Source organism: Aeromonas sp. R5-3 (assembly GCF_040908225.1).
GTDB classification, from domain to species: domain Bacteria; phylum Pseudomonadota; class Gammaproteobacteria; order Enterobacterales; family Aeromonadaceae; genus Aeromonas; species Aeromonas dhakensis.
Genome location: NZ_JBFODH010000002.1, coordinates 366277 through 392457, shown reverse-complemented (window position 1 = coordinate 392457; position 26181 = coordinate 366277). Strand labels below are relative to the sequence as shown.

The following is a 26181-nucleotide window of genomic DNA, read 5'->3' as shown; positions in this document are numbered from 1 at the left end:
GGTTCTCTCAGCGGGTCTCCGCCAGCAGGGTGTGGGCGATGGTGCGCATCCCCAGGGTATTGGCCCCCGGTGCCCACAGATTGTCGCCGTTGTCGCTGAAGCAGGCAGCAAGATCCACGTGCAACCAGCCTCGCCCTTCGTTACCCACGAAGCGGGAGAGGAAACCGGCCGCATTGGAGGCGCCGCCCGGGCCACCACCCGGCACGGGGCGGCTGTTGGCTGTGTCAGCATAGTGGGACGGACACTGCTGGCTGTGCCAGGGCTCCAGCGGCAGCGGCCAGGCAGGCTCTTGCTCCGCATCCGCATAGGCCATCGCGCGGCTCACCAGCCCCTTGTCGAGGCCAAACAGCGCGTTGTAGCGTCCGCCCAGCGCCATCACCGCCGCCCCGGTCAAGGTGGCGGCGTCGATGACAAGCGGCGCGCCCGACTCCCCGGCCAGTTGCAGACCGTCGGCCAGCACCAGGCGCCCCTCGGCGTCGGTGTTGACTATCTCCACCGTGGTGCCGTTCTTGTAGGTGAGGATGTCACCCAGCTTGTAGGCGTGACCCGAGACCAGGTTCTCGGCGCAGCAGAGGATAAGCTTCACCCGCTTGTCGAGGCCGCGCAGGATGGCCAGCGCCAGCGCGCCGGTGACGATGGCGGCGCCGCCCATGTCGTGCTTCATGGTGAGCATGCCCTGGGAGGTCTTCATGGAGTAGCCGCCGGAGTCGAAGGTGATCCCCTTGCCCACCAGGGCCGCGGCCACCGGTGCCTTGGGATCCCGGCCTGGGTTGAAGTCCAGCTCCAGCATCACGGGCTCGCGCTCGCTGCCACGACCGACCTGGTAGAGACCGACCCAGCCCGCCTGTTGCAGCGCCTCCCCTTTGAGGATGCGATGGCTGATCTTGTCGGGGGCCAGTTCGGTGAGGAAGGCGGCGGCTTCGACCGCCAGCTCCAGCGGTCCCAGCTGCTCGGGGGTAGCATTGGTCATCTCTCGCACCCAGCGCCCGCACAGCCAGCGCGCTTCCAGCTCCTCCCTGTCCTCTTCGGACGAGGTAGCCCACTGCAGCGCCACCTCCGCCTTGGGTGTCTGCAGCCCCTGGGCAAAGGCCCACTGCTGCTCGCGCTCCCAGTGACCGGCCAGCACCACCTGCTGGATCCCCTGGCTGCACAGGCGCCGCGCCGCCTGCTGGATGTCCAGCAAGGGGGTGGCGGTCACCAGATGGATCACCATGCCATCAGCGCGGTGAGAGAGCAGCGCCCCCTCCCCCCACTCGGCCGGCGCAAATTCTCGGCTCAACCAGACGTTCATGCGCCCACCTCCTGCAACCAGCGGGCAATCGTGCGCAGACCGTGGCCCTTGGCCCCGGTCGCCCACAGATCGTTGCCCGACTTCTGATAGGAAGCGGCCAAGTCCAGGTGCACCCAGCCCTTGCCTTCATCACGCACGAAGCGCGACAGGAAGGCGGCTGCCGTGGTGGCGCCAGCGGTGCCTTCGGCAGAGGCCACGTTGCCCAGCTCGGCAAAGGCGGAGGTGAGCTGGCCCGCGTGCCAGGGCTCCAGCGGCAGCGCCCAGGCCTGCTCGTTTTCGGCTTTGGCGGCCGCCAGCGCGCGCGCCTGCTCGGCCTCATCGAGGGCAAACACGGCGTTGTAGTCGCGACCCAGCGCAGTCTTGGCGGCGCCGGTCAGGGTAGCGGCGTCGAGGATGTAGGCTGCCCCGCTTTCGCTGGCGGCCAGCAGGCCATCGGCCAGCACCAGACGGCCTTCCGCATCGGTGTTCTGGATCTCGACCGAGATGCCGTTGCGATAGGTGAGGATGTCGCCGAGCTTGAAGGCGTGGCCGGAGACCAGGTTCTCGGCGCAGCAGAGTATCAGCTTGACCCGTTTGTCGAGGCCGCGGCTGATGGCCAGCGCCAGGGCGCCGGTCACCATGGCGGCGCCACCCATGTCGGATTTCATCGGCAGCATGTTGTCGGAGGACTTCATGGAGTAGCCACCGGAATCGAAGGTGATCCCCTTGCCCACCAGCGCCGCCAGCACGGGAGCGTTGGCATCTCCGGTCGGGTTGTAGTCGAGCTCGAGCAGCACCGGCTCGCGCTCGCTGCCACGGCCCACCGACCAGATCCCGATGTGACCGGCCTCCTGCAGCGCCTCCCCGGCGGTAATGCGGGCGGTCACCTTGTCACCGGCGAGGCTGCGAATGAGCAGCAGGGCGGACTCCGCCAGGCTCATGGGATAGATCTCCTGCGGGCAGCCGTTGGTCACCTCGCGCACCCAGCGAGCCGCTTTGAGCAGGGCTTCCAGCTCACGGGCCTCCTGTGCTGACTGCTCACCAAAGTCGAGCTCGCGCACACCCTTGGCGGCATAGAAGCCCTGGGCGAAGGCGTAGCGACGCTCCCGATCCCAGCCCTCACCCACCAGCTTGACGCGCTTGATGCCGCTCGACTCGAGGCGTCTGGCCCCGCGCTGGATGGCGCGCAGCGCCTCCTTCTCCTGGCCGCCGCTGCCCAGATGGAGATGGGCTTCGTCGCCGTTGAAACTGAGCAGGGCACCCTCGCCCCAGTGGGCGGCGGCAGCCTGGGAAGACAACCGTACGTTCATCATGTCAGCCATGTTCTCTTGCTTCCTTTTTATTGGCACTTTCATCAACGAATAGGGAAATCGCGGGCACAAAAAAGGCCGCGCCCTCAAGGGTCACGGCCTTCACCATATCATTACTGCACCACGAGATGCTGCACGCGCAATTCACTCATGTGTAATTAAGGGGTCATCAGTGGCGCTCAGACGCCAGATTCAGGGTGTACTTGGGCAGTTCCACCACCAGATCCTCGTCCGCCAGTCTGGCCTGGCAGCTGAGACGGGATTCCGGCTCCAGTCCCCACGCCTTGTCCAGCATGTCGTCTTCCAGCTCGTCGCTCGGCTCGAGGGAGTCGAACCCTTCCCGCACCACACAGTGGCAGGTGGTGCAGGCGCAGGACTTCTCGCAGGCGTGCTCGATCTCGATGCCGTTGCGCAGCGCGATGTCCAGAATGGTTTCACCGGTCGTGCCTTCGAGGGCCGCGCCGTCCGGACAGAGCTCGGGATGGGGCAGAATAATCAGTTTTGGCATATTACACCTTGTTGACGTTTTGTCCGGTCAGCACCTTGCGGATGGAGGCATCCATCCGGCGGGCTGCAAATTCGCCACTGGCAGCGTCCGCCGCCTCGATGGCCTCTTTGATCTGGTTGGTGGTACCCGTGCTGCGCATGGTCAGCAGATGGGCGATGGCAGCATCCAGCTCGGCCCGCTCGGCGGCGCTCAACAGCGCCTCGCCATCGGCGGCCAGAGCGGCGTTGAGGCTCTCGACCACCCGGTCGGCCTCGACCTGCTGCTCCGCCAGCATGCGGGCGTCCATGTCCTGCTGGGCATTGGCGATGGAGGCGCTCAGCATGCTGAGGATGTCGTCTTCCCCCAGCCCGTAGGAGGGCTTGACCTGGATCTCGGCCTGCACGCCGGAGGATTTCTCCATGGCGCTGACCGACAGCAGACCGTCCGCATCCACCTGGAAGGTGACGCGAATGTGGGCCGCCCCCGCCGCCATGGGCGGAATGCCGGTCAGGGTGAAACGGGCCAAGGATCGGCAATCCGCCACCAGCTCGCGCTCGCCCTGCACCACGTGGATCGCCATCGCAGTCTGGCCATCCTTGAAGGTGGTGAACTCCTGGGCGCGGGCCACCGGAATGGTGGTGTTGCGCGGGATCACCTTCTCGGCGAGGCCGCCCATGGTCTCAAGGCCCAGAGAGAGCGGAATGACGTCCAGCAGCAGCATCTCGGCATCGGGCTTGTTGCCCACCAGGATGTCGGCCTGGATGGCGGCACCGATGGCCACCACCTTGTCGGGGTCGATACTGGTCAGTGGCGTGCGTTGGAAGAACTCCCCCACCAGCTCGCGCACCAGCGGCACCCGGGTCGAGCCGCCGACCATCACCACTTCCAGCACCTCTTCCTGTTCGAGACCCGCATCGCGCAGGGCACGGCGACAGGCCAGCAGGGTGCGCTTGACCAGCGGCTGGATCAGCTCGTCAAACTGGCTGCGGGTGACAGAGCCCTGCCAGCCGGCAAAGGCGCAGGCAACGGCATCGGCATCGGTCAGGCCGTGCTTGACGGCGGCGGCAGCGTCCAGCAGCTCGCGCTGGGTACGGGCATCGAGCTGACCGGACAACCCGGCTTGCTCTTTGAGCCAGTCCGCCAGCAGGTGATCGAAATCATCGCCACCGAGGGCCGAGTCGCCGCCGGTGGCCATCACCTCAAACACCCCGCGATGCAGACGCAGAATGGAGATGTCGAAGGTACCGCCACCCAGGTCATAGACGGCGATCACCCCTTCCTGACCGGAGTCGAGACCATAGGCGATGGCGGCGGCGGTCGGTTCATTGAGCAGACGCAGCACGTGCAGACCGGCCAGTCTGGCCGCATCCTTGGTGCCCTGGCGCTGGGCGTCGTCGAAATAGGCGGGCACTGTGATGACCACGCCGTCAAGATCGCCACCGAGGGCGGCGGCGCCCCGCTCGGCCAGTTTTTTGAGGATCTCGGCCGAGACCTGCACCGGGTTGACCAACCCCTGACGGGTCTGCAGCTGCGGCATGCCGTTGTCGGCCGCCACGAATTCGTAGGGCTGCTGGCGGGTATCGATGTCGGCCAGCGCCTTGCCCATCATCCGCTTGGCGGAGACGATGGTGTTGTGGGGATCGAGGGCTGCCTCACGCTTGGCATCGAAGCCGACCCGGATGGTATCGGCCTGGTAATGCACGACGGAGGGCAGCAGATCACGCCCCTGCTCGTCACAGAGGGTGTCGGCCTGACCGCTGCGCACGGCGGCGACCAGCGAGTTGGTAGTGCCAAGGTCGATGCCGACGGCACGCTTGTGCTGATGAGGTGCGGCGCTCTGGCCGGGCTCGGCGATTTGCAGTAATGCCATGGGTAATCAAACTTCCAGCGTTAAAGGATCAAGACTCGAACAGGGAGTCTTCGAATCGTTCCAGCTCCTCGAGGAGCTTGTCGACAAACTTGAGCTTGCGAACGCAGTCAGCGGCCTTCTGATCATCGCCGGTGGCGAGGCTCAGGGTCAGCTGCTGCATCAACTGCTGGTGATCATGCCTGATCTCCTGGCGAAAATCCTTGATGGTCCGCTCAGGGTCGGCTTCGCCTTTCAGATCGGCCAGCCGCTCGCGCCACTCCAGTTGCTGCATCAGAAAAGCGGGATCTTGCAGCGTCTGCTGCTCGCCGCGGATATCGGTACCACGCAGGGAGAGCAGGTACTCGGCTCGGCGCAGGGGCGCCTTGAGGGTAGTGAAGGCATCGTTGATCTGGGCGGCACGTTGCACCGCGGCCAGCTGTTCCCGCTCGGGAGCCGTGGCAAAACGATCGGGATGAAACTGGGTTTGCAACTGACGGTAGGTATCCGCCAACTGACGGGTATCGAGCTCGAAGCCTTCCACCAGCCCAAACAGCTCGAAATGATTCATGCAGACCTCTTAGACCCTGATGCGACCGCCGTCCTGCTCGCCCTCGGCAAACGGGACGGCGTGGTTGAACTGGCCGTGGCCGGCCGGTTCAACACATGCGCAATCAGGTGTAGCAAACATCTCAGACACTGAAGCTTTCGCCGCAACCACACTCGCCCTTGGCGTTGGGGTTGTTAAACTGGAAGCCCTCGTTGAGGCCCTCCTTGACGAAGTCCAGCTGGGTACCATCCAGGTGGATCAGGCTCTTGGCATCGACGATGATCTTGACGCCGTCCTGCTCGAATACCTGATCTTCATCCGCCAGCTCGTCGACAAATTCGAGCACGTAGGCAAGACCGGAACAGCCGGTGGTCTTGACGCCGAGGCGCAGGCCGATGCCCTTGCCACGGTTGGCCAGAAAAGAGGAAACCCGTGCCGCTGCGGCATCTGTCATGGTAATGGCCATACTGCGCTCCTGACCTTAGAGACCTTTCTTCTGCTTGTAATCGGCGATGGCGGCCTTGATGGCATCCTCGGCCAGAATGGAGCAGTGGATCTTCACCGGCGGCAGCGCCAGCTCTTCGGCGATGTCGGTGTTCTTGATGCCGGCTGCTTCGTCCAGGGTCTTGCCCTTGACCCACTCGGTCACCAGGGAGCTGGAGGCGATGGCGGAGCCACAACCATAGGTCTTGAACTTGGCATCTTCGATGATGCCGTCGTCGCTGATCTTCAGCTGCAGCTTCATCACGTCACCACAGGCCGGCGCACCGACCATGCCGGTAGCGATGCTGGGATCGTTCTTGTCGAAGCCGCCTACGTTACGGGGGTTCTCGTAGTGGTCGATTACTTTTTCACTGTAAGCCATATCTAACTCCTGCTAATTCCGTTGTTCACCAAACACTTGCTCTCTTGGCAAGGATCAGTGATGAGCCCATTCGACCGTGTTCAGATCGACGCCGTCCTTGTACATCTCCCACAGGGGAGACATCTCGCGCAGACGACCGATGGAGTCACGGATAAGCTTGATTGCGTAATCAATCTCTTCTTCGGTGGTGAAGCGACCCATGCTGAAACGGATGGAGCTGTGCGCCAGCTCGTCGTTCAGGCCCAGGGCGCGCAGCACGTAGGAGGGCTCCAGGCTGGCCGAGGTACAGGCAGAACCGGAAGAGACCGCCAGATCCTTGAGCGCCATGATCAGGGATTCCCCTTCCACATAGGCGAAGCTGACGTTGAGGTTGCCCGGCACGCGCTGTTCCAGGTCACCGTTGATGTAGACCTCTTCGATATCCTTGATGCCGTCCCACAGACGCTGACGCAGGGCCATGATGCGCTCACCCTCGCTCGCCATCTCTTCCTTGGCAATGCGGAAGGCTTCGCCCATGCCGACGATCTGGTGGGTCGGCAAGGTGCCGGAACGCATGCCGCGCTCGTGGCCACCACCGTGCATCTGGGCTTCCAGGCGCACACGGGGCTTGCGGCGCACATAGAGGGCACCAATGCCTTTCGGGCCATATACCTTGTGAGCAGACATGGAGAGCAGGTCAACCTTGAGCGCTTCCACGTCTACCGGAATTTTACCCACGCTCTGTACTGCATCCACGTGCAACAGGATCTTGCGGGAGCGGCACAGCTCGCCGATGGCGGCGATGTTCTGCACTACGCCGATCTCGTTGTTGACGTGCATGATGCTGACCAGGATGGTGTCATCACGCAGGGCGCCTTCGAGCTGCTCCAGAGTGAACAGGCCGTTGGGCATCGGTTCGAGGTAGGTTACCTCATAGCCTTCGCGCTCCAGCTGGCGGCAGGTATCCAGTACCGCCTTGTGCTCGGTCTTGGAGGTAACGATGTGCTTGCCCTTGCCGGCGTAGAAGTGGGCGACGCCCTTGATGGCCAGGTTGTTGGACTCGGTGGCGCCGGAGGTGAAGACGATCTCGCGCGGGTCGGCACCGATCAGCTCTGCCACTTGATTACGGGCCAGGTCGACCGCCTCTTCGGCTTGCCAGCCGAAACGGTGGGAACGGGAAGCTGGATTGCCGAACAGGCCATCCATGGTGAGACACTGCATCATTTTTTCTGCGACACGCGGGTCCACCGGACAGGTTGCCGAATAATCAAGGTAAATAGGCAGTTTCATGTTTTTCTCCGTTACAGCCTGGGTCACACATCGACCGGCTGTGGAAAGCACGTTTGTTTATAGTTGGACTTTCAAGCTCACATCGCCGCGTTCTGCCCGCTCAACCAGGGACAACACGGTTTTCATCTGTTCGTCTTGCTTGCCGGCAATGCGGCGCACATCCGCCTGATCAACCAGCTCGGCCAGGGTGATATCCCCCAGGAAGCTGGAGATCCGCTCGCTCAGGTCACGCCACAAGGAGTGAGTAAGACACTGGGTGCCGCCGTGGCAGCCGCCCTTGCCGAGGCACTTGGTGGCATCCACCGATTCATCCACCGCGGTGATCACCTGACCGACCGAGATGGCATTCGGGGCCAGACCGAGGCGATAGCCGCCACCGGGGCCACGCACGCTGCTTACCAGGCCATGCTTGCGCAGGCGGGCAAACAGTTGCTCCAGATAGGACAAGGAGATGCCCTGGCGCTCTGAAATATCAGCCAGGGGCACAGGCCCCTGCTCTGCATGCAACGCCACGTCGAGCATGGCAGTCACAGCGTAACGTCCTTTTGAGGTCAGTCTCATATGCCTTACCGTCTTGCGAACCAATCAATATGGGCATATGGTCACATACCCGACTAAATCAGTCAAGTATATGGTTGAGTAATTCAGTCGGGTTTAATCCTGCGGCCTGGGTTTTTGCACCGAGGTCAGAATGCCGCGCAGAATGTTGAGCTCCACCGCCTCCGGACGCGCCCGGTTGAACAGGCGGCGCAGCTTGTTCATCACCTGACCCGGGTGGTCATCGGTGATGAAGCCGGTCTTGAGCAGCGTCTGTTCCAGATGCTGATAAAAACCTTCCAGCTGTTCGGCACTGGGGTACTCCACTGCCATCCCGCTGTCGACGGCTTGCTCTTGCCGCTGCAGCCAGTGCATGCGCACCTCATAGCAGAGGGTCTGCACCGCCATGGCCAGATTGAGGGAGCTGTACTCGGGATTGGCCGGGATGGCCACATGGTAGTGGCACTTTTGCAGCTCGTCGTTGGTGAGGCCGGTACGCTCACGGCCAAACACCAGCGCCACCGGATGCTGCATGCCCTCGGCCACCAGCTTCTCGCCTGCTTCGCGGGGATCCAGCATGGGCCAGCTCAGGGTGCGGGAACGGGCACTGGTACCGATCACTAGGCCGCAATCGGCGATGGCTTCATCCAGCGTCGCCACGACACGGGCATTGGCCAGGATGTCGCTGGCACCGGCAGCCAATGCATTGGCATTGCCATCAGGCAGGGCTTGCGGATCAACCAGCACCATCTGACTCAAGCCCATGGTCTTCATGGCGCGTGCCGCAGACCCCATGTTGCCGGTGTGAGAGGTGTTTACCAACACGATACGAATCTGATCCAACATGCCCAGTCAATCTTCAGTCAAAAATGGCGCGCAATTGTAACATAGCCAATCGCTATTTTGGCACCGTAAATGGCGCTCCATTTCACAACTATCGCGCCGGTTTGTAGAACAAAGCGGCATGAGGCGGGCACAAGGGCGGGCTAAACTTGAAGGATGGGAAGGTGAAAGAGGGGAGACAACATGTGCCCGCGCTGGCTTTATGAGAAGCTGCCGGCCTGCTATCTGCTGGCAGCCATCGGCATCATCGCGCTCAGCCACTCCCCGCTGCTCTGGCTGGCGGGGGGGCTGCTGTTTGTCGCCGGGGCCGCCAGCTGGATGATGCGCTCCAGCTATCGGCGCACCGATCTGGTCATCTTCCCAAACAAGGTCTGGCTGCAGCCGGAGTGGCTCTATGAGGCCCAACCTTTCCTCTGGCTGGTGCTGGGTCTGCTGTTGTCACGCCAGCAAGGCGCCGGTGCCCTGCTGGCGCTGCTGCCCTGCCTCTGGGCCCTGCGCTGCCTGTGGGCCCGCAACCACTATCGCCATCATGCCGAGGGGCTAGCCTCACAGCTGAGACGCCACCCCACCCGCCGGCGCAGAATGCGCCTCTTGCGCTGAGCTGGCCCTGGCCTGCTCGATAAAGGTGGCGAGATCCATCAGCGGATAGCGCACCAGGCTCGGCAACCCGTCCAGATCCAGGCTGTCCATCAGGTTTTTTACCTCCAGTCCCAGCTCAGTATTTCCTTCAATCTTCAGCTTGCGCTGGAAGAAGAGGGAGTCGGGGTCTTCCTTGCGACCGGCGATCAGGATGAGATCGTTGCTGCTGCCGCTGAAGCAGACATCGGCCTGTTCACAGTGACGGGCCACCACCAGCTTGCCCTCCTGCTCGCTGATGAACCAGCAGAGCTCGAGATCCGATACCTCGACCTTGAGCCACTTGCCGGCCAGAAATGCAAAGTCGCCATCGGCGATGGCCTCCTTGAAGACGCTGGCGAGCAGGCGCTCCATCAGATGCTGTTGCAGGGCAAAGGGCACCAGCTTGAGAGGGTGGCGCAAGAAGCGGGGGGCCTGTTCGACCAGGCGATGCTGCAGTTGTTTGAACACGATGAACTCCCAGTTTTTTGCGCATTCAAACACAGGGTCGGCGCCATGATCCTGTTGGAAATCAAACTTGTGCCCACTTACCTCAAGAAGGGTAAAGCCACACAAAGCTGCCTCAGGTCAAAAAGTGGAAGGACGCCGGTGAATACAATCGGGCCACTTTTTGCATTTTTGCCCTCTCGGAGCGTACCGATGGAATTACTCTGTCCGGCAGGCAGTCTGCCGGCACTGAAAACAGCCGTGGATAACGGGGCCGATGCCGTCTATATCGGCTTCAAGGATGACACCAACGCCCGCCATTTCGCCGGGCTCAACTTCACCGACAGCAAGCTGGAGAAAGCGGTCGACTACGTGCACCAGCATGGCCGCAAACTGCACATCGCCATCAACACCTTCGCCCACCCAGGCTCCGATGCCCGCTGGCAGCAGGCGGTGGACAAGGGCGCCGCACTGGGAGCCGATGCCCTGATCATCGCCGATCTCGCCGTGCTCGATTATGCCAGCCGCCGCTACCCGGATCTGGAGCTGCACGTCTCGGTGCAGGCCAGCGCCACCAACGCCGCCGCCATCCGCTTCTACCAGCAGCACTTCAACGTCGGCCGGGTGGTGCTGCCGCGCGTACTTTCCATGCACCAGGTGAAACAGCTGGCCCGCGAGACCGACGTCGGCCTCGAGGTGTTCGCCTTCGGCAGCCTCTGCATCATGGCGGAAGGGCGCTGCTACCTCTCCTCCTATATGACCGGCGAGAGTCCCAACACCGTCGGTGCCTGTTCACCGGCCAAGTTCGTGCGCTGGGAGGAGACCCCAAGCGGCCTCGAGTCTCGCCTCAACGAAGTGCTGATCGACCGTTACGGCCCGGGGGAGAACGCCGGCTACCCGACCCTGTGCAAGGGGCGCTTCGAGGTGGACGGTCAGACCTACCACGCGCTGGAGGAGCCCACCAGCCTCAACACCCTGGGCCTGTTGCCCGAGCTGTTCCAGACCGGCATCCAGTCGGTCAAGATCGAGGGGCGCCAACGCAGCCCCGCCTACGTGGAGCAGGTAACCCGGGTCTGGCGCGCCGCCATCGACGCCTATCAGGCCAACCCAGAGGCCTATCGGGTCAAGGCCGAGTGGGATGCCCAGCTCGCCCGCGTCTCCGAGGGAAGCCAGACCACCCTCGGCGCCTATCATCGCCAGTGGCAATAAGGAGCCCTGTTCATGAAATTCTCTCTCGGCCCCCTGCTCTTCTACTGGCCCAAGGCCGACACCCAGGCCTTCTATCAGGCGGTCGCCCAAAGCCAGGCCGACATCGTCTATCTGGGGGAAACAGTCTGCAGCAAGCGCCGCGAACTGAAAGCGGATGACTGGATTGCCCTCGCCCGTCAGGTGGCGGGCTCCGGCAAGCACGCGGTGCTCTCCACCCTGGCGCTCATCTCCGCCCCCTCCGAACTCAAAGAGGTGAAGCGGCTGGTCGACAACGGCGAGCTGATGATCGAAGCCAACGATCTGGGCGCGGTCCAGCTCGCCAGCGAGGCCGGGCTGCCGTTCGTCTGCGGTCCCGCCATCAACGCCTACAACGCCGAGGTGCTGCGCATGCTGCTCAAACAGGGGATGCAGCGCTGGGTGATGCCGGTGGAGCTGTCGCGCGACTGGCTGGTGCAGCTCAATCAGGATCTCGGCAGCGCCCGTCAGCAGTTCGAGGTGGAGGTGTTCGCCTACGGCCACCTGCCGCTTGCCTATTCGGCGCGCTGCTTCACCGCCCGTTCACTCGATCGGCCCAAGGACAACTGCGAACTGGCCTGCATCGACTACCCCACCGGCCGGCTCGCCAGCAGTCGCGAGGGGCAGAAGGTGTTCAACCTCAACGGCATCCAGACCCAGTCCGGTTACTGCTACAACCTGGGCAACGATCTGGCCGGCATGGAAGGACTGGTGGATGTGGTACGGCTCTCCCCCGAGGGGCTGGACACCCTGACGATGCTGGATCGCTTCAAGGCCAACGAACGGGGTCAGGCCCCCCTGCCTCTGCAACAGGAGCGGGACTGCAACGGCTACTGGCGCCAGATCCCCGGCATGATGCTGGCGCAGTAATTGCGCCCTTACTGGCGGGCACGGTGGTCACTGGCCGATGCCGATGCAATGGCGCCGTAAAACCTGACACTCAAACAGCAAAAAGGCCTCGCTATGAGGCCTTTTCCATATCGTTCAAAGCAGTGACAGTCAGCAAGCTCAGGATGCCTGCTTGCTGCTCTTGCCCTGGGCACTCTGGGCGCCGGGCGGCAGGGGTTTGCGCGCCATCAGCTCCAGCTCGAGCAGGGCATATCTGTGCTCGATGAAGTCATACACGTTGTTGGCCAGCGCCAGCTTGAAGTAGCTGATGGCCTCCTTGCGATTGCCCCTGGCCAGCTCGAACTTGCCGAGGTAGAAGTAGGTTTCGCACAGGCGCTCGGCGAGCTCCCGGTTGTCCTTCACCCCTTTCACCACGTTGCCCATCAACTGGGTAGCGTTGAGTTCGCCGGTATAGAGGCGCACCAGATCCCAGTTCCAGGCGTCGTCGTCATACTTGTTGAGCCGCTCGCGCATCCGGCTCATGGCGGCCGGCGCATTGAGCTTCTGCTCGGCCAGATAGAGCCAGATCACCCGGTAGGGATCTTCCGGCTGCGCCTCGTAGAAGCGCTTCATATCGGCCGCGGCCAGCTCGGGGCGATTGCCGTAATAGAGCGCAATACCACGGTTCAGATAGGCATAGTCATAATCGGGAGCCAGCTCGAGGGCGGAATCAAATGCCTCGTAGGCTTCGTCATAATTCTGCTGTTGCACCAGATAGACGCCGATGAAGTTGTAGGCTTCGGCGAAATCCGGCTTCTCCCGCAGGGCACGGTTGAAATCCAGCCGCGCCAGAGAGCGCAAGCCTACCCGGTCAAACACGACAGCACGCTCATAAAACAGTTCGGCCCGTTGCTCGGTGGTCAATTCCATCTCACTGAGCATCTGCCCGAGTCGCGCCAACGCCAACTCGCTCTGGTAAGAGACCTGCAGGGGGGTCGCCAATACCAGTGAAGCGGGTTGCGGCTTGGGAACTTGAGGCGTTTGAACCTGACTGCTACTGCTGCAACCCCACATGGGGAGCAGCAACAGGATACCAAGGAGGTATCCAATCCCTTTCCTGACGTTCAATGAACACTCCGACGCTTACGCTTGACCCGGCATATGGTAAAGGTCAGCCGACACTTTGTCATGTGGCTGAGCCTCTCTCCCTCAAATAAATCAGGATTCGACAGGGTATCCGGCATCACACCAGCCTCGAAAGCCACCATCCACACTGACCACCCGGCCGTAGCCCATCTTCTGCAGGTTCTCCGCCACCAGAATGGAGCGAAATCCGCCACCACAATAGAGGTAGAGCTCGGTGTCAGGATCCGGATAACGGGTCTCGATGTCCCGCTCGATCACGCCACGGCCAAGGTAGGTCGCGCCCGGCAGATGGCCCCTGGCCCACTCGCTCTCTTCCCGCACGTCGACCAGGTGAAAGGTACGCCCCTCCTCCTGCCAGCGCTTGATCTGGTGCACGTCGGTCTCCTGCACATGGGGGCGAATGGCCTCTACCAGCGCCAGAAAACGGGGATTGTGTTGCATGGCTTGCTCCTTGCCTCTTGGCCAATGGCCGTGGGTGAAACCGTCATAATGGCTCACCCGGATGATAAGAGAAAGGGCGCCTCGTGGCGCCCTTGTCATTTACGGCAGGATCTCTTGCTGATCCGCCCCCTCTTTCTCCACCTGGGTCGGCAGCATGTGCTCCCGCTTGACCCCGAAGAACATGGCGAACGAGCTCGCCACATAGATGGAGGAGTAGGTACCAAACGCCACACCGATCACCATGGCCACCGAGAAACCGTGGATCAGGGGACCGCCCTTGAGCAGCAGCGCCAGCACCACCACGAAGGTCAGGCCGGAGGTGATGATGGTCCGGCTCAGAGTCTCGGTCATGGAGAGATCCAGGATGTACTCGGTATCCCCCTTGCGCACCTTGCGAAAGTTCTCCCGCAGGCGGTCGAACACCACTATGGTGTCGTTCAGGGAGTAACCCACGAGCGTCATCAAGGCCGCCAGCACGGTCAGGTCGAACTCGTACTGGAAGTAGGCGAAGACGCCCAGGGTGATCACCACGTCGTGCACCAGGGAGAGGATGCCGCCCATGGCCAGACGCCACTCGAAGCGTACCGCCACGTAGATCATGATGCAGATGATGGAGGCCAGCATGGCCAGCGCACCGTCCGTCGCCAGCTCGTCACCCACGGAGGGGCCGACGAACTCCACGCGCTTGAGCACGGCGCCCTGATCGATCACCTTGGCGGCCGCCAGCACCTCGTTGCCCTGCTGCTCCACCTTGACCCCCTCTTTCGGGGTCAGGCGCACCAGCACGTCACGGCTGGAGCCGAAGTGTTGCAGGGTCGCCCCTTCAATCTTCTGCTCGTCCAGCACCTCGTGCATCTTCTCCAGGCTCACCGACTGCTGGAAGCCCACCTCGATGGTGGTGCCGCCGGTAAAGTCCAGACCCCAGTTCAGACCCCGATCGAACAGGAAGAACAGGGAGATCACCATCAGCAGGGTAGAGAAGACCACACCCGGCTTGGCAAAGCGCATGAAGGGGATGGGCTTTTCAAAATGTAGAATCTGAAACATGTCTCTTCCTTAGATCGGCAGCTTGTCGAGGCGCCGACCACCCCAGGCCAGGTTGATGATGGCGCGGGATACCGTGATGGCGGTAAACATGGACGCACTCAGACCAATCCCCAGCGTCAGGGCGAAGCCCTTGATGGCGCCGGTACCGATACCGAACAGGATCACACAGGTGATAAGCGAGGTGATGTTGGAGTCGGCGATGGTCGAGAATGCCCGATCAAAGCCCAGGTGGATCGCCTGCTGCACGCCGCGACCGTTGCGGATCTCTTCACGAATGCGCTCGTAGATCAGCACGTTGGCGTCCACCGCCATGCCCAGAGTCAGCACGATACCGGCGATGCCCGGCAGGGTCATGGTGGCCCCCGGGATCATCGACATGATGCCGACGATCAGCACCAGGTTCATGGAGAGAGCAATGTTGGCCACCCAACCGAAGGCACGGTAGTAGATCCCCATGAACAGCACGATCACCAGCATGGCCCAGCCGATGGCTTCCATACCGCTGTCGATGTTCTGCTGACCCAGGCTCGGGCCAATGGTGCGCTCTTCCACGATCTGGATCGGGGCGATCAGCGCACCGGCACGCAGCAGCAGCGCCAGGTTGTGGGCTTCGTTGGCGTTGTCGATACCGGTGATGCGGAACTGGCTGCCAAGGCGCGACTGGATGGTGGCGACGTTGATCACCTCCTCCTGCTTGCGGAACTTGCGCTTGCCGTCCGGACCCGGCTGACCGACCGGCTTGTATTCGATGAATACGGTGGCCATGCCCTTACCGACGTTGTCCTTGGTAAAGTTGGCCATCTTGTTGCCACCCTGGCCATCGAGCTTGATGTTGACCTGGGGACGGCTGTATTCGTCGAAACCGGACTGGGCACCCACGATGTGGTCACCGGTCAGGATGATGCGCTTTTGCAGCACCACCGGACGACCGTTGCGATCGTTGTAGACCTTGGAGCTCGGCGGTACGCGACCGTCGGCCGCAGCCTGGATGTCGGCAGTCTCATCGACCATGTGGAATTCCAGGGTCGCGGTCGCGCCCAGGATCTCCTTGGCACGGGCGGTGTCCTGGATACCGGGCAGCTCCACCACGATGCGCTCGGCACCCTGCTGTTGTACCAGCGGCTCGGCGACACCCAGTTCGTTCACCCGGTTGCGGATGATGGTGATGTTCTGCTCGAGGGCGTACTTCTTCACCTCCTTGACCTTGGCTTCACTTAAGGAGGCCAGCAGGACGAACTCGTCCCCCTTCTGCTCGGTGGTGAAGGTGAGATCCGGGTTCTGACGACGCAGGAAGGAGACCGCCTTGCTCTGGTCGGCTTCGTCGCGGAAGACCACCTGCACCTGATCACCGACCCGGCGCACGCCGGAGTAACGGATCTTCTGGGTACGCAGCTCGGAGCGGAAATCCTGCACCATCTGCTCCTGCTGCTTGGCCAGCGCTTCGGCCATGTCCACTTCCATCAGGAAGTGCACGCCGCCACGCAGGTCCAGACCCAGCTTGAGCGGGTTGGCACCGATGGCTTCGAGCCAGGCAGGGGTGGAAGGCGCCAGGTTGAGCGCGGTGATGAAGTTGTCACCCAGCTTGTTGGCGACCAGATCGCGCGCCTTGAGCTGCTCTTCGGTGTTCTTGAAACGGATCAGAATGAAGCCGTGTTCGAACGCCGCATGCTTGACCGGGATCTTCGCCTCGTCGAGGGTCGCTTTCACCAGGTCAAGGGTATCAAGCTTGACTTCGGCACCCCGGCTGGCAGAGATCTGCAAGGCCGGGTCTTCGCCGTAAAGATTGGGGGCTGCATATAGAAAACCGATGGCGATCACCACGATCACCATCAGGTATTTCCACAGCGGATAGCGATTTAACACGCTGTGCTCCTCGGGAGATTAGAGGGACTGGATAGAACCCTTGGGCAGAACGGCAGAGACGAAATCACGCTTGATGGTGACCTGGGTCTGATCGTTCAGGGACAGCACAATGTATTCGCTGTCGGCGGAAACCTTGGCGATCTTGCCGACCAGGCCGCCGGAAGTGAGCACTTCGTCACCCTTGGAGAGGGAACTCATCAGATTGCGGTGATCCTTGGCACGCTTGGCCTGGGGACGATAGATCATGAAGTAGAAGATGAGACCGAACACGGCCAGCATGATGATCATTTCCATGCCACCACCCTGTGCCGCCGGAGCCGCGCCTTCTGCATATGCCTTGGAGATAATGCTCATTTAACAACCTCTTATTGATGTAAATTTGATAACTAGCTTATAAATCGTTGTTATTTCACGTCATTTTCAGCTAACGGAGGCACGGGCTTCCCTTGCCGACGGTAAAACTCAGTTACAAAGTCGTCTAATTTACCCTGCTCGATCGCGTCCCGCAAACCCTGCATCACGCGCTGGTAATAACGCAGGTTGTGAATGGTGTTCAGACGGGCACCGAGGATCTCGTTGCACTTGTCCAGATGGTACAGATAACTGCGGGTGTAGTTCTTGCAGGTGTAGCAGTCGCAGTCCGCATCCAGGGTGCTGGTGTCCTCGCGATACTTGGCGTTGCGGATCTTGACCACCCCGTCGGTGGTGAACAGGTGACCGTTGCGGGCGTTGCGGGTCGGCATCACGCAGTCGAACATGTCGATACCGCGGCGCACCCCTTCCACCAGATCTTCCGGCTTGCCCACCCCCATCAGGTAGCGTGGCTTGTCAGCCGGGATTTTCGGGCAGACGTGCTCGAGGATGCGGTGCATGTCCTCTTTGGGCTCACCCACCGCCAGACCGCCGACCGCGTAACCGTCGAAGCCGATCTCCAAGAGACCTGCCAGCGACACATCCCGCAGATCTTCATACACGGAGCCCTGGATGATGCCGAACAGGGCGTTCTTGTTGCCCAGCGCATCGAACTTGTCGCGGGAGCGCTTGCCCCAGCGCAGGGACATCTCCATCGACTTGCGCGCCTCTTCGTAAGTGGCCGGGTAAGGCGTGCACTCGTCGAAGATCATCACGATGTCGGAGCCCAGATCGTACTGGATCTCCATGGACTTCTCGGGGTCGAGGAAGATCTTCTCGCCATTGATGGGGTGACGGAAGTGCACCCCCGCCTCGGTGATCTTGCGGATATGCCCCAGGCTGAACACCTGGAAACCGCCGGAGTCGGTCAGGATCGGGCCCTGCCAGTTCATGAAGTCATGCAGATCGCCGTGGGCGCGCATCACTTCCTGACCCGGGCGCAGCCAGAGGTGGAAGGTGTTGCCAAGCAGGATCTGGGCACCAGTTTCACGTACCTCTTCCGGGGTCATCCCCTTGACGGTGCCGTAGGTGCCGACCGGCATGAAGGCCGGGGTCTGCACGGTGCCGCGCTCGAATACCAGCTGACCGCGACGGGCACGGCCGTCGGTGGTTTTCAGTTCAAATTTCATTGCTACCTCGGTTTCAGTCAGAGAAACAGTCTGACAAATAGTAGGGCCGCACCGGCCCGGTACAAGAAGCCGGCCGGGATCCTGACGATCAGGTCCTGAACGGCTTCTGAAGGGCAGCCGCTTAAGCTGCTGCCCGGCGACGGGTAACGAACATGGCGTCCCCGTAGCTGAAGAAACGATACTGCTCGGCCACGGCGGCCTGATAGGCGGCCATCACGTTGTCATAGCCGGCAAAGGCGCTGACCAGCATGATCAGGGTCGACTCGGGCAGATGGAAGTTGGTGACCATGGCATCGACCACCTGGAACTGGTAACCCGGGAAGATGAAGATGTCGGTGTCGCTGAAAAACGGCGCCAGCGGCTTGCCCTGGGCCAGGGTCACCTTGGCCGCGCTCTCGAGCGATCGTACCGAGGTAGTCCCCACCGCAATCACCCGGCCGCCGCGGGCACGGGTCGCCGCGATGGCATCCACCACCTCCTGCGGCACTTCGGCGTATTCCGAGTGCATGTGGTGATCTTCAATCTTGTCCACCCGCACCGGCTGGAAGGTGCCCGCCCCCACGTGCAGGGTGACGAAGGCCGTTTCCACGCCCTTGGCACGAATTTTCTCCAGCAGCGGCTCGTCGAAGTGCAGGCCGGCGGTCGGCGCCGCCACGGCACCCGGCTTCTGGTTGTAGACGGTCTGGTAGCGCTCCTTGTCGGCATCCTCGTCGGGACGATCGATATAGGGAGGCAGCGGCATGTGGCCGATGGCTTCCAGGATCTCCAGCACCGGGCGCGGATCGAGGAAGTGGATCTCGAACAGGGCGTCGTGGCGGGCGCGCATCTCGGCCTCGACGGGCACGCCGTCGGCTCCGGCATCCAGGATCAGGCGGGTGCCTGGCTTGGGGGACTTGGACGAGCGCACGTGCGCCAGCACGCTGTGCTCGTCCAGGATGCGTTCCACCAGCACCTCCAGCTTGCCGCCGCTGGCTTTCTGGCCAAACATGCGTGCGGGGATGACCCGGGTGTTGTTGAACACCAGCAGATCGCCGGGGTTGAGCTGGTCCAGCACATCGACAAATTGACCGTGGCGCAGGGCGCCGGTTTGACCGTCGAGCTGCAGCAGACGACTGGCGGTACGCTCCGCCATCGGATAGCGGGCAATCAGCTCGTCTGGCAGATCAAAATGAAAATCGGATACTTGCATCTTTCACCTCGGGGGAATCGGCGGCTAGTCTAGTTATCCCCCTCTTGCAAGGCAACCCAAAAGACCAAAAACCCAAGAGAGACAAGGGATAGCGAGCAATTATGTGAAGCAGGGCCAGTTAAGAAACCTTTAAGGTTTTGTATTGACCCTGATCATGTTTTGCCGAAGGGGGCTGGGCTAGGGTGAAAGCAGATACACAAGGAGGCCCACCATGATGACCCTATCCGAGATCATGACTGAACACCCCTTCACCCTGGGTCCGGAAAACAGCGTCAAACAGGCGATGGATCTGATGCAGCAGGAGCGGATCCGCCATATTCCCATCGTTGACGACCACCATCATCTGCTGGGCCTGGTCACCCTCTCCGATATCCTGGCCACCCGCGAATCCAAGCTGCTGCTGATCAATCCGGAGCGGGAGGCGGAGTTCACCGACAGCGTCCAGCTCGACGAGATCATGACCCGCCAGGTGGCGAGCGTGGATCCCCATGCCGGCATCAAGGAGGCGGCCCTCTATCTGCAGCGCCACAAATATGGCTGCCTGCCGGTACTCAAAGGGCACAAGCTGGTAGGCATAGTCACAGAGTCGGACTTCATTGCCGTGGCCATCAATCTGCTGGAGCTGATGGAAGAGCAGGAGCCATCTGATGACTTCTGATCTGCATTACCTGTAATTAAATTACAACAAAAGCGTTTTCAGCCTGAATTATCAGCATAAATGGTGAAACACTTTCATTTTGATTGAAAAATTACACCATCAGCTTGCTTTGTGATCTACATCACACTATCATGGCCGCCATGCAATAGTTGCCGAGGGGGAGACGAGGAATTGTGCACCCATCCTCTTCCTCTCATTTGTCTGCAAGTTTGCACACCCCGTAGTTAGTCTTTGCTGTAAAGCTTTTGTTTATATAGCCATTCCTTGTTTGATGACCCGGCCTTGTCCTTGCGACGACGCCGGGATTTTTTTATCCGCGTTTTACCCCCTCCCCTTCACCTGGCACGCTCTCGCCGCCCGTTCGCTCACCCCCGACGCCCCTCTGTGCCATGACTTGGCCGGCACTCTCCCCTCTCCCCCTTGAAAAGCCGAGGTCGCGCACAGATGTTGAATCTCGACAAGGAGTTATCTCTGCATGCTGGCGATATTCATGTTAGGTACAGCAGAGGTGGTTTATCTAATAAGTCGATTTAAGTGATTCAAAATTGCGGCTTTGACCGATTAGGAAAAGCCCCTATGATGACTCCATCGAAAGTTAAACGCCTCGTCTGGCACGACTCTTCACTACCGGACGAGCACATGTACATCACCAAGGAGCAAATACATGTCTACCTACATCAACACTGAAATCAAGCCGTTCAACGCCACCGCCTACCACAATGGCAAATTCGTTCAGGTGTCTGACGCTGACCTGAAAGGCAAGTGGTCCGTGGTGTTCTTCTACCCGGCTGATTTCACCTTCGTCTGCCCGACCGAGCTGGGCGACCTGGCTGACAACTACGCCGAATTCCAGAAGCTGGGCGTCGAGATCTACGCCGTCTCCACCGACACCCACTTCACCCACAAGGCCTGGCACGACACTTCTGACACCATCCAGAAGATCCAGTACCCGATGATCGGCGACCCCACCGGCACCATCACCCGCAACTTCGGCGTGATGATCGAAGAAGCCGGTCTGGCTGACCGCGGTACCTTCGTCATCGACCCGCAGGGCATCATCCAGATCGTTGAAATCAACGCTGGCGGCATCGGCCGTGACGCCCTGGAGCTGCTGCGCAAGGTCAAGGCAGCCCAGTACGTTGCCGCTCACCCGGGTGAAGTGTGCCCGGCCAAGTGGAAAGAAGGCGACGCCACCCTGGCCCCGTCCCTGGATCTGGTAGGCAAAATCTAAGCCTCCCCGCTCTGAAGACCGGCCCGTTCAAGGGCCGGTTTTGTTTACGGACCTCAGAAAAGGCGCCGGTCTGCTTTCTGGCCTGACAAAACGCCGACCCGCATTCAACAAGAAGGAATTCGACCATGTTAGATACCAACCTCAAACAACAACTCAACGGTTACTTGCAGTACATCGTCAATCCCATCGAGATCAGCGTGTCCGGCAACGACAGCGACAAATCCGCCGAACTGCTGGCATTGGCCAGCGAGATCGCCGAGATGTCCCCCAAGATTACCCAGACCTCTGGCACCAACGCCCGCAAGCCTTCCATGAGCGTCGCGCCGAAGGGCCAAGCCCCGCGCGTTCATTTTGCCGGCATCCCCATGGGTCATGAATTCACCTCCCTGGTGCTTGCCCTGCTGCAAAGCGGCGGTCACCCCTCCAAGGCCGATGCGGCCGTGCAGGAGCAAATCAAGAATCTGAAGGGCGAGTTCCACTTCGAGACCTATATTTCGCTCTCCTGCCACAACTGCCCGGACGTGGTGCAGGCCCTCAACCTGATGGCGACCCTGAACCCCGGCATCACCCACACCATGATCGACGGCGCCCTGTTCCAGGACGAGGTCAACGAGCGCCAGATCATGGCGGTACCGAATGTCTACCTGAACGGCCAGCCGTTCAGCCAAGGCCGCATTTCGCTGGAAGAGATCGTCGCCAAGCTCGACACCGGCGCCGCCGAACGCAAGGCTGAAGAACTCAACGAAAAAGCCCCCTACGACGTGCTGGTTGTCGGTGGTGGCCCGGCCGGCGCCGCAGCGGCCATCTATGCCGCCCGCAAAGGCATTCGCACCGCCATCGTCGCCGAGCGTTTCGGTGGCCAGGTGATGGACACCGTCGGCATCGAGAACTTCATCTCCGTGCCCTACACCGAGGGCCCCAAGCTGGCCGCCAGCCTGGAGCAGCACGTCAAGCAGTACGGCGTGGAAGTGATCACCGAGCAGCGCGCCGCCGCCATCAGCCGTGATGGCTACGTCAACGTGGATCTCGCCTCTGGCGCCACCTTGAAGAGCCGCGCCGTGATCCTGGCGACCGGTGCCCGCTGGCGCGATCTGAACGTGCCGGGCGAGCTCGAGTACCGCACCAAGGGCGTGGCTTACTGCCCGCACTGTGACGGCCCCTTCTTCAAGGGCAAGCGAGTGGCGGTGATCGGGGGCGGCAACTCCGGCATCGAGGCGGCCATCGACTTGGCCGGCATCGTCGAGCACGTCACCGTGGTGGAGTTTGCCGACACCCTGCGTGCCGACGAGGTGCTGCAGAAGAAGGCCCGCTCCATGAGCAACATCGATATCATCATGAGCGCCCGCACCACCGAGGTGATCGGTGACGGCAGCAAGGTGGTGGGCATGGATTACGAAGATCGCACCACCGGCGAGATCAAGCACCTGGCGGTGGCGGGTATCTTCGTCCAGATCGGTCTGGTGCCGAACACCGAGTTCCTGAAAGGGAGCGAGGTAGCCCTGACCCGCTTCGGCGAGATCGAGATCGACACCAAGGGCGCCACCTCCCTGCCCGGCGTCTACGCCGCAGGGGATGCCACCACAGTGCCGTTCAAGCAGATCATCATCTCCATGGGCGCAGGTGCCACCGCCGCGCTGGGGGCGTTTGATTACCTCATTCGCAACCCGGCGCCAGAAGCCGCTGCGACCAAGGCCGACGCCATGACCGCCTGATAGCAACCAGATGGACAAAAAGCCGACTCACAGAGTCGGCTTTTTTTATTGGCGCGAAAAGGCTCAGCCGGCTTTCGACGGTTGGCCCTCATCCGATCCGGGCGTGGCATAGCTGGCGGGCACCGCCTCCCCGTCCAGATCCGTTCTCGGTTCCAGCTCCGCCGTCATGGGGGTATTGGGCGGCACCGGGATGAAGACCTGATGATCGGCCAGCGGAATGGGGGCCCGTTGCCGCTTGCGCCAACCGAGATAGCCCGCCAGCAGCAGACCGCAGAGGGCAAAGTAGACGAACAACCCCTCTGGCCCGAACTGCGCCATGACAAACGGTGCCAGCAGCGGCCCGGTCATGGCCCCCAGGCTGTAAGCGAGCAGCAGCCCCTGATTGGCCCCCAGCACCTGATCCGGGCGCAGCTCGTCGCATGCGTGGCTGAGGCTCAGGGGATAGATGGAGAACGCCATCCCCCCCAGCAGAAACACCAGGCCCCCCTCGGCGGGGCCGCGCCAGGCATCCGGCAGCAGCACCATCAACAGGGCCAGCAGCGCCAAAACGGCGCCGAGCAGCAGGATCACCCCCCGCCTGTCGTAGCGATCGGAGAGGCGACCGATGGGGTACTGCAGGCACATGCCCCCCAGGATCACCAGCGCCATCATCTCCGCCACCTGGGAGAGGGACGAGCCGCTGTCGGTGAAATAGAGCGGCAACAGGCCATAGATGGCCCCCAGCACCAGACCGGAGGTAAAGCTGCTGCCCATTCCCGCCGGAGTGAGCCGCACCAGCTCCAAGACGCCCACCGGCTGGGGCGCCACCATGGCCGGGGTCGCCACCCGGGAGATGGCCAGCGGGATCACCGACAGGGTCGCCGCCATGGCGCACAGGGCGAACGGGGTCAGCACCATGGGATCCACCCACTTGAGCAGCAGCTGTCCCAGCGCCAGGGAGCCGTAGAGCAGGATCATGTAGAGGGACATCAGCCGGCCCCGGTTGGCCGGGGTGCTGGAGACCAGCATCCAGGACTCCAGCACCACGAACAGGCCGCCGGTGGCAAAGCCCCCCACCAACCGCAGCGCCGCCCAACTGAGCGGCTCCACCACCATGCCGTGCAGCAGAAACAGAAAGCAGAGCAGGGAGGCATAGGCCGCATAGGCCCGGATATGGCCCACCCGGATGATGAGGCGGGCGTTGACGAAGGCCCCCAGCACCAGACCGCCGAAATAGGCGGCCGAGACCAGGCCGATGGCCTGGGCCGATACCTGCTCGGCAGAGAGGCGCACCGTCAGCAGGGTGTTGAACATGCCGTGACCCAGAATGAAGATCACCAGACTGGTCAGGGGTGAGAGGAACCTTGCGAGTGTCATGGGGTCTCCCTGGTTGGCGCAATTGTGAGCAAAACAGTCATGGTACCGTTTGCTTCCCGCTCGCTTCAACCCCGCGGGATCAGTCAACGCATGACACGCAGGGCCCGCGCCGGACAACTAGAATGGGAATACAGTCCATTCACCCCAGCCCCAGCAAACAGGAACGCCTTCATGTCTGCGAGCCTATCCAAATACCCGATCGCCCCCGAGTTCGAGATCCCGGACTCCCTGCGTCTCTCCTGGCAGAAGACCGTCAACCTGATGGCTGAGCTGTTTCACGTGCCGGCCGGGCTCATCATGCGGGTACACCCTCGCGAGATAGAAGTGTTCATCACCAGCCAGACGCCGGACAACTGCTATCCGGCCGGGGCCCGCGAACACCTCGACTCCGGCCTCTATTGCGAACGGGTCATGGATACCCGCCAGGAGCTTCTGGTGCCCAATGCCCTCAAGGATCCCGAATGGCAGCACAATCCGGACATCAAAGTCGGCATGATCTCCTATTGCGGTCTGCCGCTCTGCTGGCCCGATGGCAGACTCTTCGGCACCATCTGCGTGCTGAGCCGGGAGGAGAACGACTACGGCGGCCTCTACCGGCAATTGCTCCTGCAGTTTCGTGATTCGGTGCAGCAGGGCATGCACACCCTCTACGACAATATTCGTCTGCAGGAGACGCAAGAAGAGCTGGAGCAGCACAAGTCGCAGTTGACTCACACCCTAGACAGTCTGAAAAAAACCCAGGAGGAGCTTATCCACACCGAAACCCTGGCGGCGCTGGGGGCCATGGTGGCCGGCATCTCCCATGAGCTGAACACCCCCATCGGCAACGCCCTGATCGCCACCACGGCCCTGCAGGAACAAACCCGGCAGCTGGCCGCCCAGCTGGGGGCTCAGACTATCCGTCGCACCACGCTGGAGGAGTTCGTGCACGCCAGCCAGGAGATGAGCGAGCTGGCCCTGCAGGCCATCACCCAGTCGGCCAAGCTGATCAGCAGCTTCAAGCAGGTGGCCATCGAGCAGACCTCGGAGAGCCGGCGCAGCTTCGATCTCAGGCGCCTCATCGACGACAACCTGACCAACCTCAAGGCCGGCCCCGGGTTTGAGCAGGTCGTGCTGCACAATCTCATCGACGAGGAGCTGCTCTGCGACAGCTACCCGGGCCCCCTCAGCCAGGTGCTGCTCAACCTGATCCACAACGCCCTCCTCCATGGCATCGGGGATCGCCAGGATGGACGCATCGAGATCCGGGCCCATCAGGACCAACAGTCCATCCACCTGGAGGTGCTGGACAACGGTCGCGGCATGGCGCCCAACGTACTGGCCCATATCTTCGATCCCTTCTTTACCACCACCCTGGGCAAGGGGGGCTCCGGACTGGGGCTCTCCATCTGCCGCCGCATCGCCACCTCGGTGCTGGGTGGCGGCCTGACGGCTCGCTCGGCGCCGGGCAAAGGCAGCTGCTTTACCCTCTCCTTTCCCCGCATTGCCCCTGGCCGCGTCTGAGGGGCAGAGCTCAGCCCCCTCTCGCAGAGTGAATCGAGTGGCGATGCCGGCCAACACAAGGGCGGCGGTGAGGTCTATCCTTGCTGATGTCCACCAGCGAGGTAATCAAGATGAAACCAGCCCTGTTTCTGTTAACCCTGCTTTTTACCGGCAGTGTGCTCGCCTTTCACTGTCCCGCCGACATGAAGAAGATTGACGATGCCCTGGCCAAGTCTCCGCCGCTGAGCACCGAGCAACTGGCACAGGTGAAGAAACTGCGTGCCGAAGGCGAAGCACTGCACAATGCGGGCAAGCATCAGGAATCCGTCGATACTCTGGCCAAGGCGATGGCCATGCTGGGCCTGAACAAGGGTTAGCCCGGCGGCAACCCACTGGCAGCGAGCCGATTGCCCTGCCCCCTTGC

At 61.8% G+C, this 26181-nt stretch carries 27 protein-coding genes; 8 read left to right on the top strand and 19 right to left on the bottom strand.

Annotated features, from left to right (window positions below):
- Positions 1-7 precede the first annotated feature (7 nt).
- The 10 genes from pepB (AB5Y95_RS01790) to trmJ all read right to left on the bottom strand — a co-directional run bounded on the left by pepB (AB5Y95_RS01790) (position 8) and on the right by trmJ (position 8980).
- Positions 8-1291, bottom strand: a complete 1284-nt coding sequence (gene pepB, locus AB5Y95_RS01790; protein WP_010634294.1) for an aminopeptidase PepB — start codon at positions 1289-1291, stop codon at positions 8-10.
- Positions 1288-2592 carry an aminopeptidase PepB gene (gene pepB, locus AB5Y95_RS01785; protein WP_017765911.1) on the bottom strand — a complete coding sequence of 435 codons (1305 nt, stop codon included), beginning with the start codon at positions 2590-2592 and terminating at the stop codon, positions 1288-1290. The genes pepB (AB5Y95_RS01790) and pepB (AB5Y95_RS01785) overlap by 4 nt, the downstream gene beginning before the upstream one ends.
- A 157-nt stretch (positions 2593-2749) precedes the next feature.
- Positions 2750-3088 (bottom strand): ISC system 2Fe-2S type ferredoxin, encoded by a 339-nt coding sequence (gene fdx / locus AB5Y95_RS01780; protein WP_010634296.1) that lies wholly within the window; start codon positions 3086-3088, stop codon positions 2750-2752.
- Between the two features lies 1 nt (position 3089).
- Positions 3090-4937, bottom strand: a complete 1848-nt coding sequence (gene hscA, locus AB5Y95_RS01775; RefSeq protein ID WP_368159404.1) for a Fe-S protein assembly chaperone HscA — start codon at positions 4935-4937, stop codon at positions 3090-3092.
- Positions 4938-4965: 28 nt separating this feature from the next.
- Complete coding sequence (hscB, locus tag AB5Y95_RS01770; protein WP_017787221.1) at positions 4966-5484, bottom strand: co-chaperone HscB; 519 nt, start codon at positions 5482-5484, stop codon at positions 4966-4968.
- 121 nt (positions 5485-5605) lie between these two features.
- Complete coding sequence (iscA, locus tag AB5Y95_RS01765) at positions 5606-5929, bottom strand: iron-sulfur cluster assembly protein IscA (protein ID WP_005299772.1); 324 nt, start codon at positions 5927-5929, stop codon at positions 5606-5608.
- A 15-nt stretch (positions 5930-5944) separates the two neighbouring features.
- Complete coding sequence (gene iscU / locus AB5Y95_RS01760) at positions 5945-6328, bottom strand: Fe-S cluster assembly scaffold IscU (RefSeq protein ID WP_005299770.1); 384 nt, start codon at positions 6326-6328, stop codon at positions 5945-5947.
- A 54-nt stretch (positions 6329-6382) separates the two neighbouring features.
- Positions 6383-7597 (bottom strand): IscS subfamily cysteine desulfurase, encoded by a 1215-nt coding sequence (locus tag AB5Y95_RS01755; protein ID WP_368159403.1) that lies wholly within the window; start codon positions 7595-7597, stop codon positions 6383-6385.
- 57 nt (positions 7598-7654) lie between these two features.
- Entirely contained in the window at positions 7655-8158 is a 504-nt protein-coding gene (gene iscR, locus AB5Y95_RS01750) for a Fe-S cluster assembly transcriptional regulator IscR (RefSeq protein ID WP_042050887.1), read from the bottom strand.
- Between the two features lie 93 nt (positions 8159-8251).
- Positions 8252-8980: a tRNA (cytosine(32)/uridine(32)-2'-O)-methyltransferase TrmJ gene (gene trmJ, locus AB5Y95_RS01745; RefSeq protein WP_065018567.1), complete on the bottom strand. Its 729-nt coding sequence runs from the start codon at positions 8978-8980 to the stop codon at positions 8252-8254.
- Between the two features lie 180 nt (positions 8981-9160).
- On the opposite strand from trmJ, the gene AB5Y95_RS01740 reads away from it, so the two are divergent.
- On the top strand, positions 9161-9577 hold the full coding sequence (locus AB5Y95_RS01740; protein WP_010634300.1) for a hypothetical protein: 417 nt from the start codon (positions 9161-9163) through the stop codon (positions 9575-9577).
- Here AB5Y95_RS01740 and AB5Y95_RS01735 read toward each other — a convergent pair.
- Entirely contained in the window at positions 9524-10063 is a 540-nt protein-coding gene (locus AB5Y95_RS01735; RefSeq protein WP_025201837.1) for an SCP2 domain-containing protein, read from the bottom strand. The two genes, AB5Y95_RS01740 and AB5Y95_RS01735, sit on opposite strands and share 54 nt — an antisense overlap.
- A 189-nt stretch (positions 10064-10252) precedes the next feature.
- Between AB5Y95_RS01735 and AB5Y95_RS01730 the strand changes: the two genes are divergently transcribed.
- Entirely contained in the window at positions 10253-11248 is a 996-nt protein-coding gene (locus AB5Y95_RS01730; RefSeq protein ID WP_005299752.1) for a peptidase U32 family protein, read from the top strand.
- Between the two features lie 12 nt (positions 11249-11260).
- Entirely contained in the window at positions 11261-12133 is an 873-nt protein-coding gene (locus AB5Y95_RS01725) for a U32 family peptidase (protein ID WP_368159402.1), read from the top strand.
- 138 nt (positions 12134-12271) lie between these two features.
- Here AB5Y95_RS01725 and nlpI read toward each other — a convergent pair whose 3' ends face one another.
- The 7 genes from nlpI to queA all read right to left on the bottom strand — a co-directional run bounded on the left by nlpI (position 12272) and on the right by queA (position 19318).
- Entirely contained in the window at positions 12272-13177 is a 906-nt protein-coding gene (gene nlpI, locus AB5Y95_RS01720; protein WP_017765919.1) for a lipoprotein NlpI, read from the bottom strand.
- A 132-nt stretch (positions 13178-13309) separates the two neighbouring features.
- Entirely contained in the window at positions 13310-13678 is a 369-nt protein-coding gene (locus AB5Y95_RS01715) for a rhodanese-like domain-containing protein (protein WP_017765920.1), read from the bottom strand.
- Between the two features lie 99 nt (positions 13679-13777).
- Entirely contained in the window at positions 13778-14725 is a 948-nt protein-coding gene (gene secF / locus AB5Y95_RS01710; protein ID WP_005299746.1) for a protein translocase subunit SecF, read from the bottom strand.
- 9 nt (positions 14726-14734) lie between these two features.
- Positions 14735-16588: a protein translocase subunit SecD gene (gene secD, locus AB5Y95_RS01705; protein WP_005299734.1), complete on the bottom strand. Its 1854-nt coding sequence runs from the start codon at positions 16586-16588 to the stop codon at positions 14735-14737.
- Positions 16589-16606: 18 nt separating this feature from the next.
- Entirely contained in the window at positions 16607-16942 is a 336-nt protein-coding gene (yajC, locus tag AB5Y95_RS01700; RefSeq protein ID WP_005299732.1) for a preprotein translocase subunit YajC, read from the bottom strand.
- 50 nt (positions 16943-16992) lie between these two features.
- Positions 16993-18129 (bottom strand): tRNA guanosine(34) transglycosylase Tgt, encoded by a 1137-nt coding sequence (gene tgt / locus AB5Y95_RS01695; RefSeq protein ID WP_005299730.1) that lies wholly within the window; start codon positions 18127-18129, stop codon positions 16993-16995.
- Positions 18130-18250: 121 nt separating this feature from the next.
- Entirely contained in the window at positions 18251-19318 is a 1068-nt protein-coding gene (gene queA / locus AB5Y95_RS01690; protein ID WP_010634307.1) for a tRNA preQ1(34) S-adenosylmethionine ribosyltransferase-isomerase QueA, read from the bottom strand.
- 211 nt (positions 19319-19529) lie between these two features.
- On the opposite strand from queA, the gene AB5Y95_RS01685 reads away from it, so the two are divergent.
- From AB5Y95_RS01685 to ahpF, 3 genes are all read left to right on the top strand, one after another.
- Positions 19530-19976 (top strand): CBS domain-containing protein, encoded by a 447-nt coding sequence (locus AB5Y95_RS01685; RefSeq protein WP_017765922.1) that lies wholly within the window; start codon positions 19530-19532, stop codon positions 19974-19976.
- Positions 19977-20640: 664 nt separating this feature from the next.
- Complete coding sequence (gene ahpC / locus AB5Y95_RS01680; protein WP_005299724.1) at positions 20641-21207, top strand: alkyl hydroperoxide reductase subunit C; 567 nt, start codon at positions 20641-20643, stop codon at positions 21205-21207.
- Between the two features lie 125 nt (positions 21208-21332).
- Positions 21333-22919 carry an alkyl hydroperoxide reductase subunit F gene (ahpF, locus tag AB5Y95_RS01675; protein WP_368159401.1) on the top strand — a complete coding sequence of 529 codons (1587 nt, stop codon included), beginning with the start codon at positions 21333-21335 and terminating at the stop codon, positions 22917-22919.
- 63 nt (positions 22920-22982) lie between these two features.
- Here ahpF and AB5Y95_RS01670 read toward each other — a convergent pair whose 3' ends face one another.
- Positions 22983-24275: an MFS transporter gene (locus AB5Y95_RS01670; RefSeq protein WP_368159400.1), complete on the bottom strand. Its 1293-nt coding sequence runs from the start codon at positions 24273-24275 to the stop codon at positions 22983-22985.
- Positions 24276-24446: 171 nt separating this feature from the next.
- On the opposite strand from AB5Y95_RS01670, the gene AB5Y95_RS01665 reads away from it, so the two are divergent.
- Positions 24447-25778 (top strand): GAF domain-containing sensor histidine kinase, encoded by a 1332-nt coding sequence (locus tag AB5Y95_RS01665; RefSeq protein ID WP_054545107.1) that lies wholly within the window; start codon positions 24447-24449, stop codon positions 25776-25778.
- 110 nt (positions 25779-25888) lie between these two features.
- Entirely contained in the window at positions 25889-26134 is a 246-nt protein-coding gene (locus tag AB5Y95_RS01660; RefSeq protein ID WP_005299713.1) for a hypothetical protein, read from the top strand.
- Positions 26135-26181 lie beyond the last annotated feature (47 nt).

What these genes read in the sequence shown, in the direction of transcription:
- AB5Y95_RS01665 (WP_054545107.1), top strand. Translation starts at nt 24,447, where the DNA reads ATGTCTGCGAGCCTATCCAAATACCCGATCGCCCCCGAGTTCGAGATC.
- AB5Y95_RS01685 (WP_017765922.1), top strand. Translation starts at nt 19,530, where the DNA reads ATGATGACCCTATCCGAGATCATGACTGAACACCCCTTCACCCTGGGT.
- pepB (WP_017765911.1), bottom strand. Translation starts at nt 2,592, where the DNA reads ATGGCTGACATGATGAACGTACGGTTGTCTTCCCAGGCTGCCGCCGCC.
- AB5Y95_RS01730 (WP_005299752.1), top strand. Translation starts at nt 10,253, where the DNA reads ATGGAATTACTCTGTCCGGCAGGCAGTCTGCCGGCACTGAAAACAGCC.
- AB5Y95_RS01670 (WP_368159400.1), bottom strand. Translation starts at nt 24,275, where the DNA reads ATGACACTCGCAAGGTTCCTCTCACCCCTGACCAGTCTGGTGATCTTC.
- ahpC (WP_005299724.1), top strand. Translation starts at nt 20,641, where the DNA reads ATGTCTACCTACATCAACACTGAAATCAAGCCGTTCAACGCCACCGCC.
- AB5Y95_RS01725 (WP_368159402.1), top strand. Translation starts at nt 11,261, where the DNA reads ATGAAATTCTCTCTCGGCCCCCTGCTCTTCTACTGGCCCAAGGCCGAC.
- AB5Y95_RS01715 (WP_017765920.1), bottom strand. Translation starts at nt 13,678, where the DNA reads ATGCAACACAATCCCCGTTTTCTGGCGCTGGTAGAGGCCATTCGCCCC.
- ahpF (WP_368159401.1), top strand. Translation starts at nt 21,333, where the DNA reads ATGTTAGATACCAACCTCAAACAACAACTCAACGGTTACTTGCAGTAC.
- yajC (WP_005299732.1), bottom strand. Translation starts at nt 16,942, where the DNA reads ATGAGCATTATCTCCAAGGCATATGCAGAAGGCGCGGCTCCGGCGGCA.
- tgt (WP_005299730.1), bottom strand. Translation starts at nt 18,129, where the DNA reads ATGAAATTTGAACTGAAAACCACCGACGGCCGTGCCCGTCGCGGTCAG.
- iscR (WP_042050887.1), bottom strand. Translation starts at nt 8,158, where the DNA reads ATGAGACTGACCTCAAAAGGACGTTACGCTGTGACTGCCATGCTCGAC.
- trmJ (WP_065018567.1), bottom strand. Translation starts at nt 8,980, where the DNA reads ATGTTGGATCAGATTCGTATCGTGTTGGTAAACACCTCTCACACCGGC.
- hscB (WP_017787221.1), bottom strand. Translation starts at nt 5,484, where the DNA reads ATGAATCATTTCGAGCTGTTTGGGCTGGTGGAAGGCTTCGAGCTCGAT.
- queA (WP_010634307.1), bottom strand. Translation starts at nt 19,318, where the DNA reads ATGCAAGTATCCGATTTTCATTTTGATCTGCCAGACGAGCTGATTGCC.
- iscA (WP_005299772.1), bottom strand. Translation starts at nt 5,929, where the DNA reads ATGGCCATTACCATGACAGATGCCGCAGCGGCACGGGTTTCCTCTTTT.
- secF (WP_005299746.1), bottom strand. Translation starts at nt 14,725, where the DNA reads ATGTTTCAGATTCTACATTTTGAAAAGCCCATCCCCTTCATGCGCTTT.
- hscA (WP_368159404.1), bottom strand. Translation starts at nt 4,937, where the DNA reads ATGGCATTACTGCAAATCGCCGAGCCCGGCCAGAGCGCCGCACCTCAT.
- iscU (WP_005299770.1), bottom strand. Translation starts at nt 6,328, where the DNA reads ATGGCTTACAGTGAAAAAGTAATCGACCACTACGAGAACCCCCGTAAC.
- AB5Y95_RS01755 (WP_368159403.1), bottom strand. Translation starts at nt 7,597, where the DNA reads ATGAAACTGCCTATTTACCTTGATTATTCGGCAACCTGTCCGGTGGAC.
- pepB (WP_010634294.1), bottom strand. Translation starts at nt 1,291, where the DNA reads ATGAACGTCTGGTTGAGCCGAGAATTTGCGCCGGCCGAGTGGGGGGAG.
- AB5Y95_RS01660 (WP_005299713.1), top strand. Translation starts at nt 25,889, where the DNA reads ATGAAACCAGCCCTGTTTCTGTTAACCCTGCTTTTTACCGGCAGTGTG.
- fdx (WP_010634296.1), bottom strand. Translation starts at nt 3,088, where the DNA reads ATGCCAAAACTGATTATTCTGCCCCATCCCGAGCTCTGTCCGGACGGC.
- AB5Y95_RS01740 (WP_010634300.1), top strand. Translation starts at nt 9,161, where the DNA reads ATGTGCCCGCGCTGGCTTTATGAGAAGCTGCCGGCCTGCTATCTGCTG.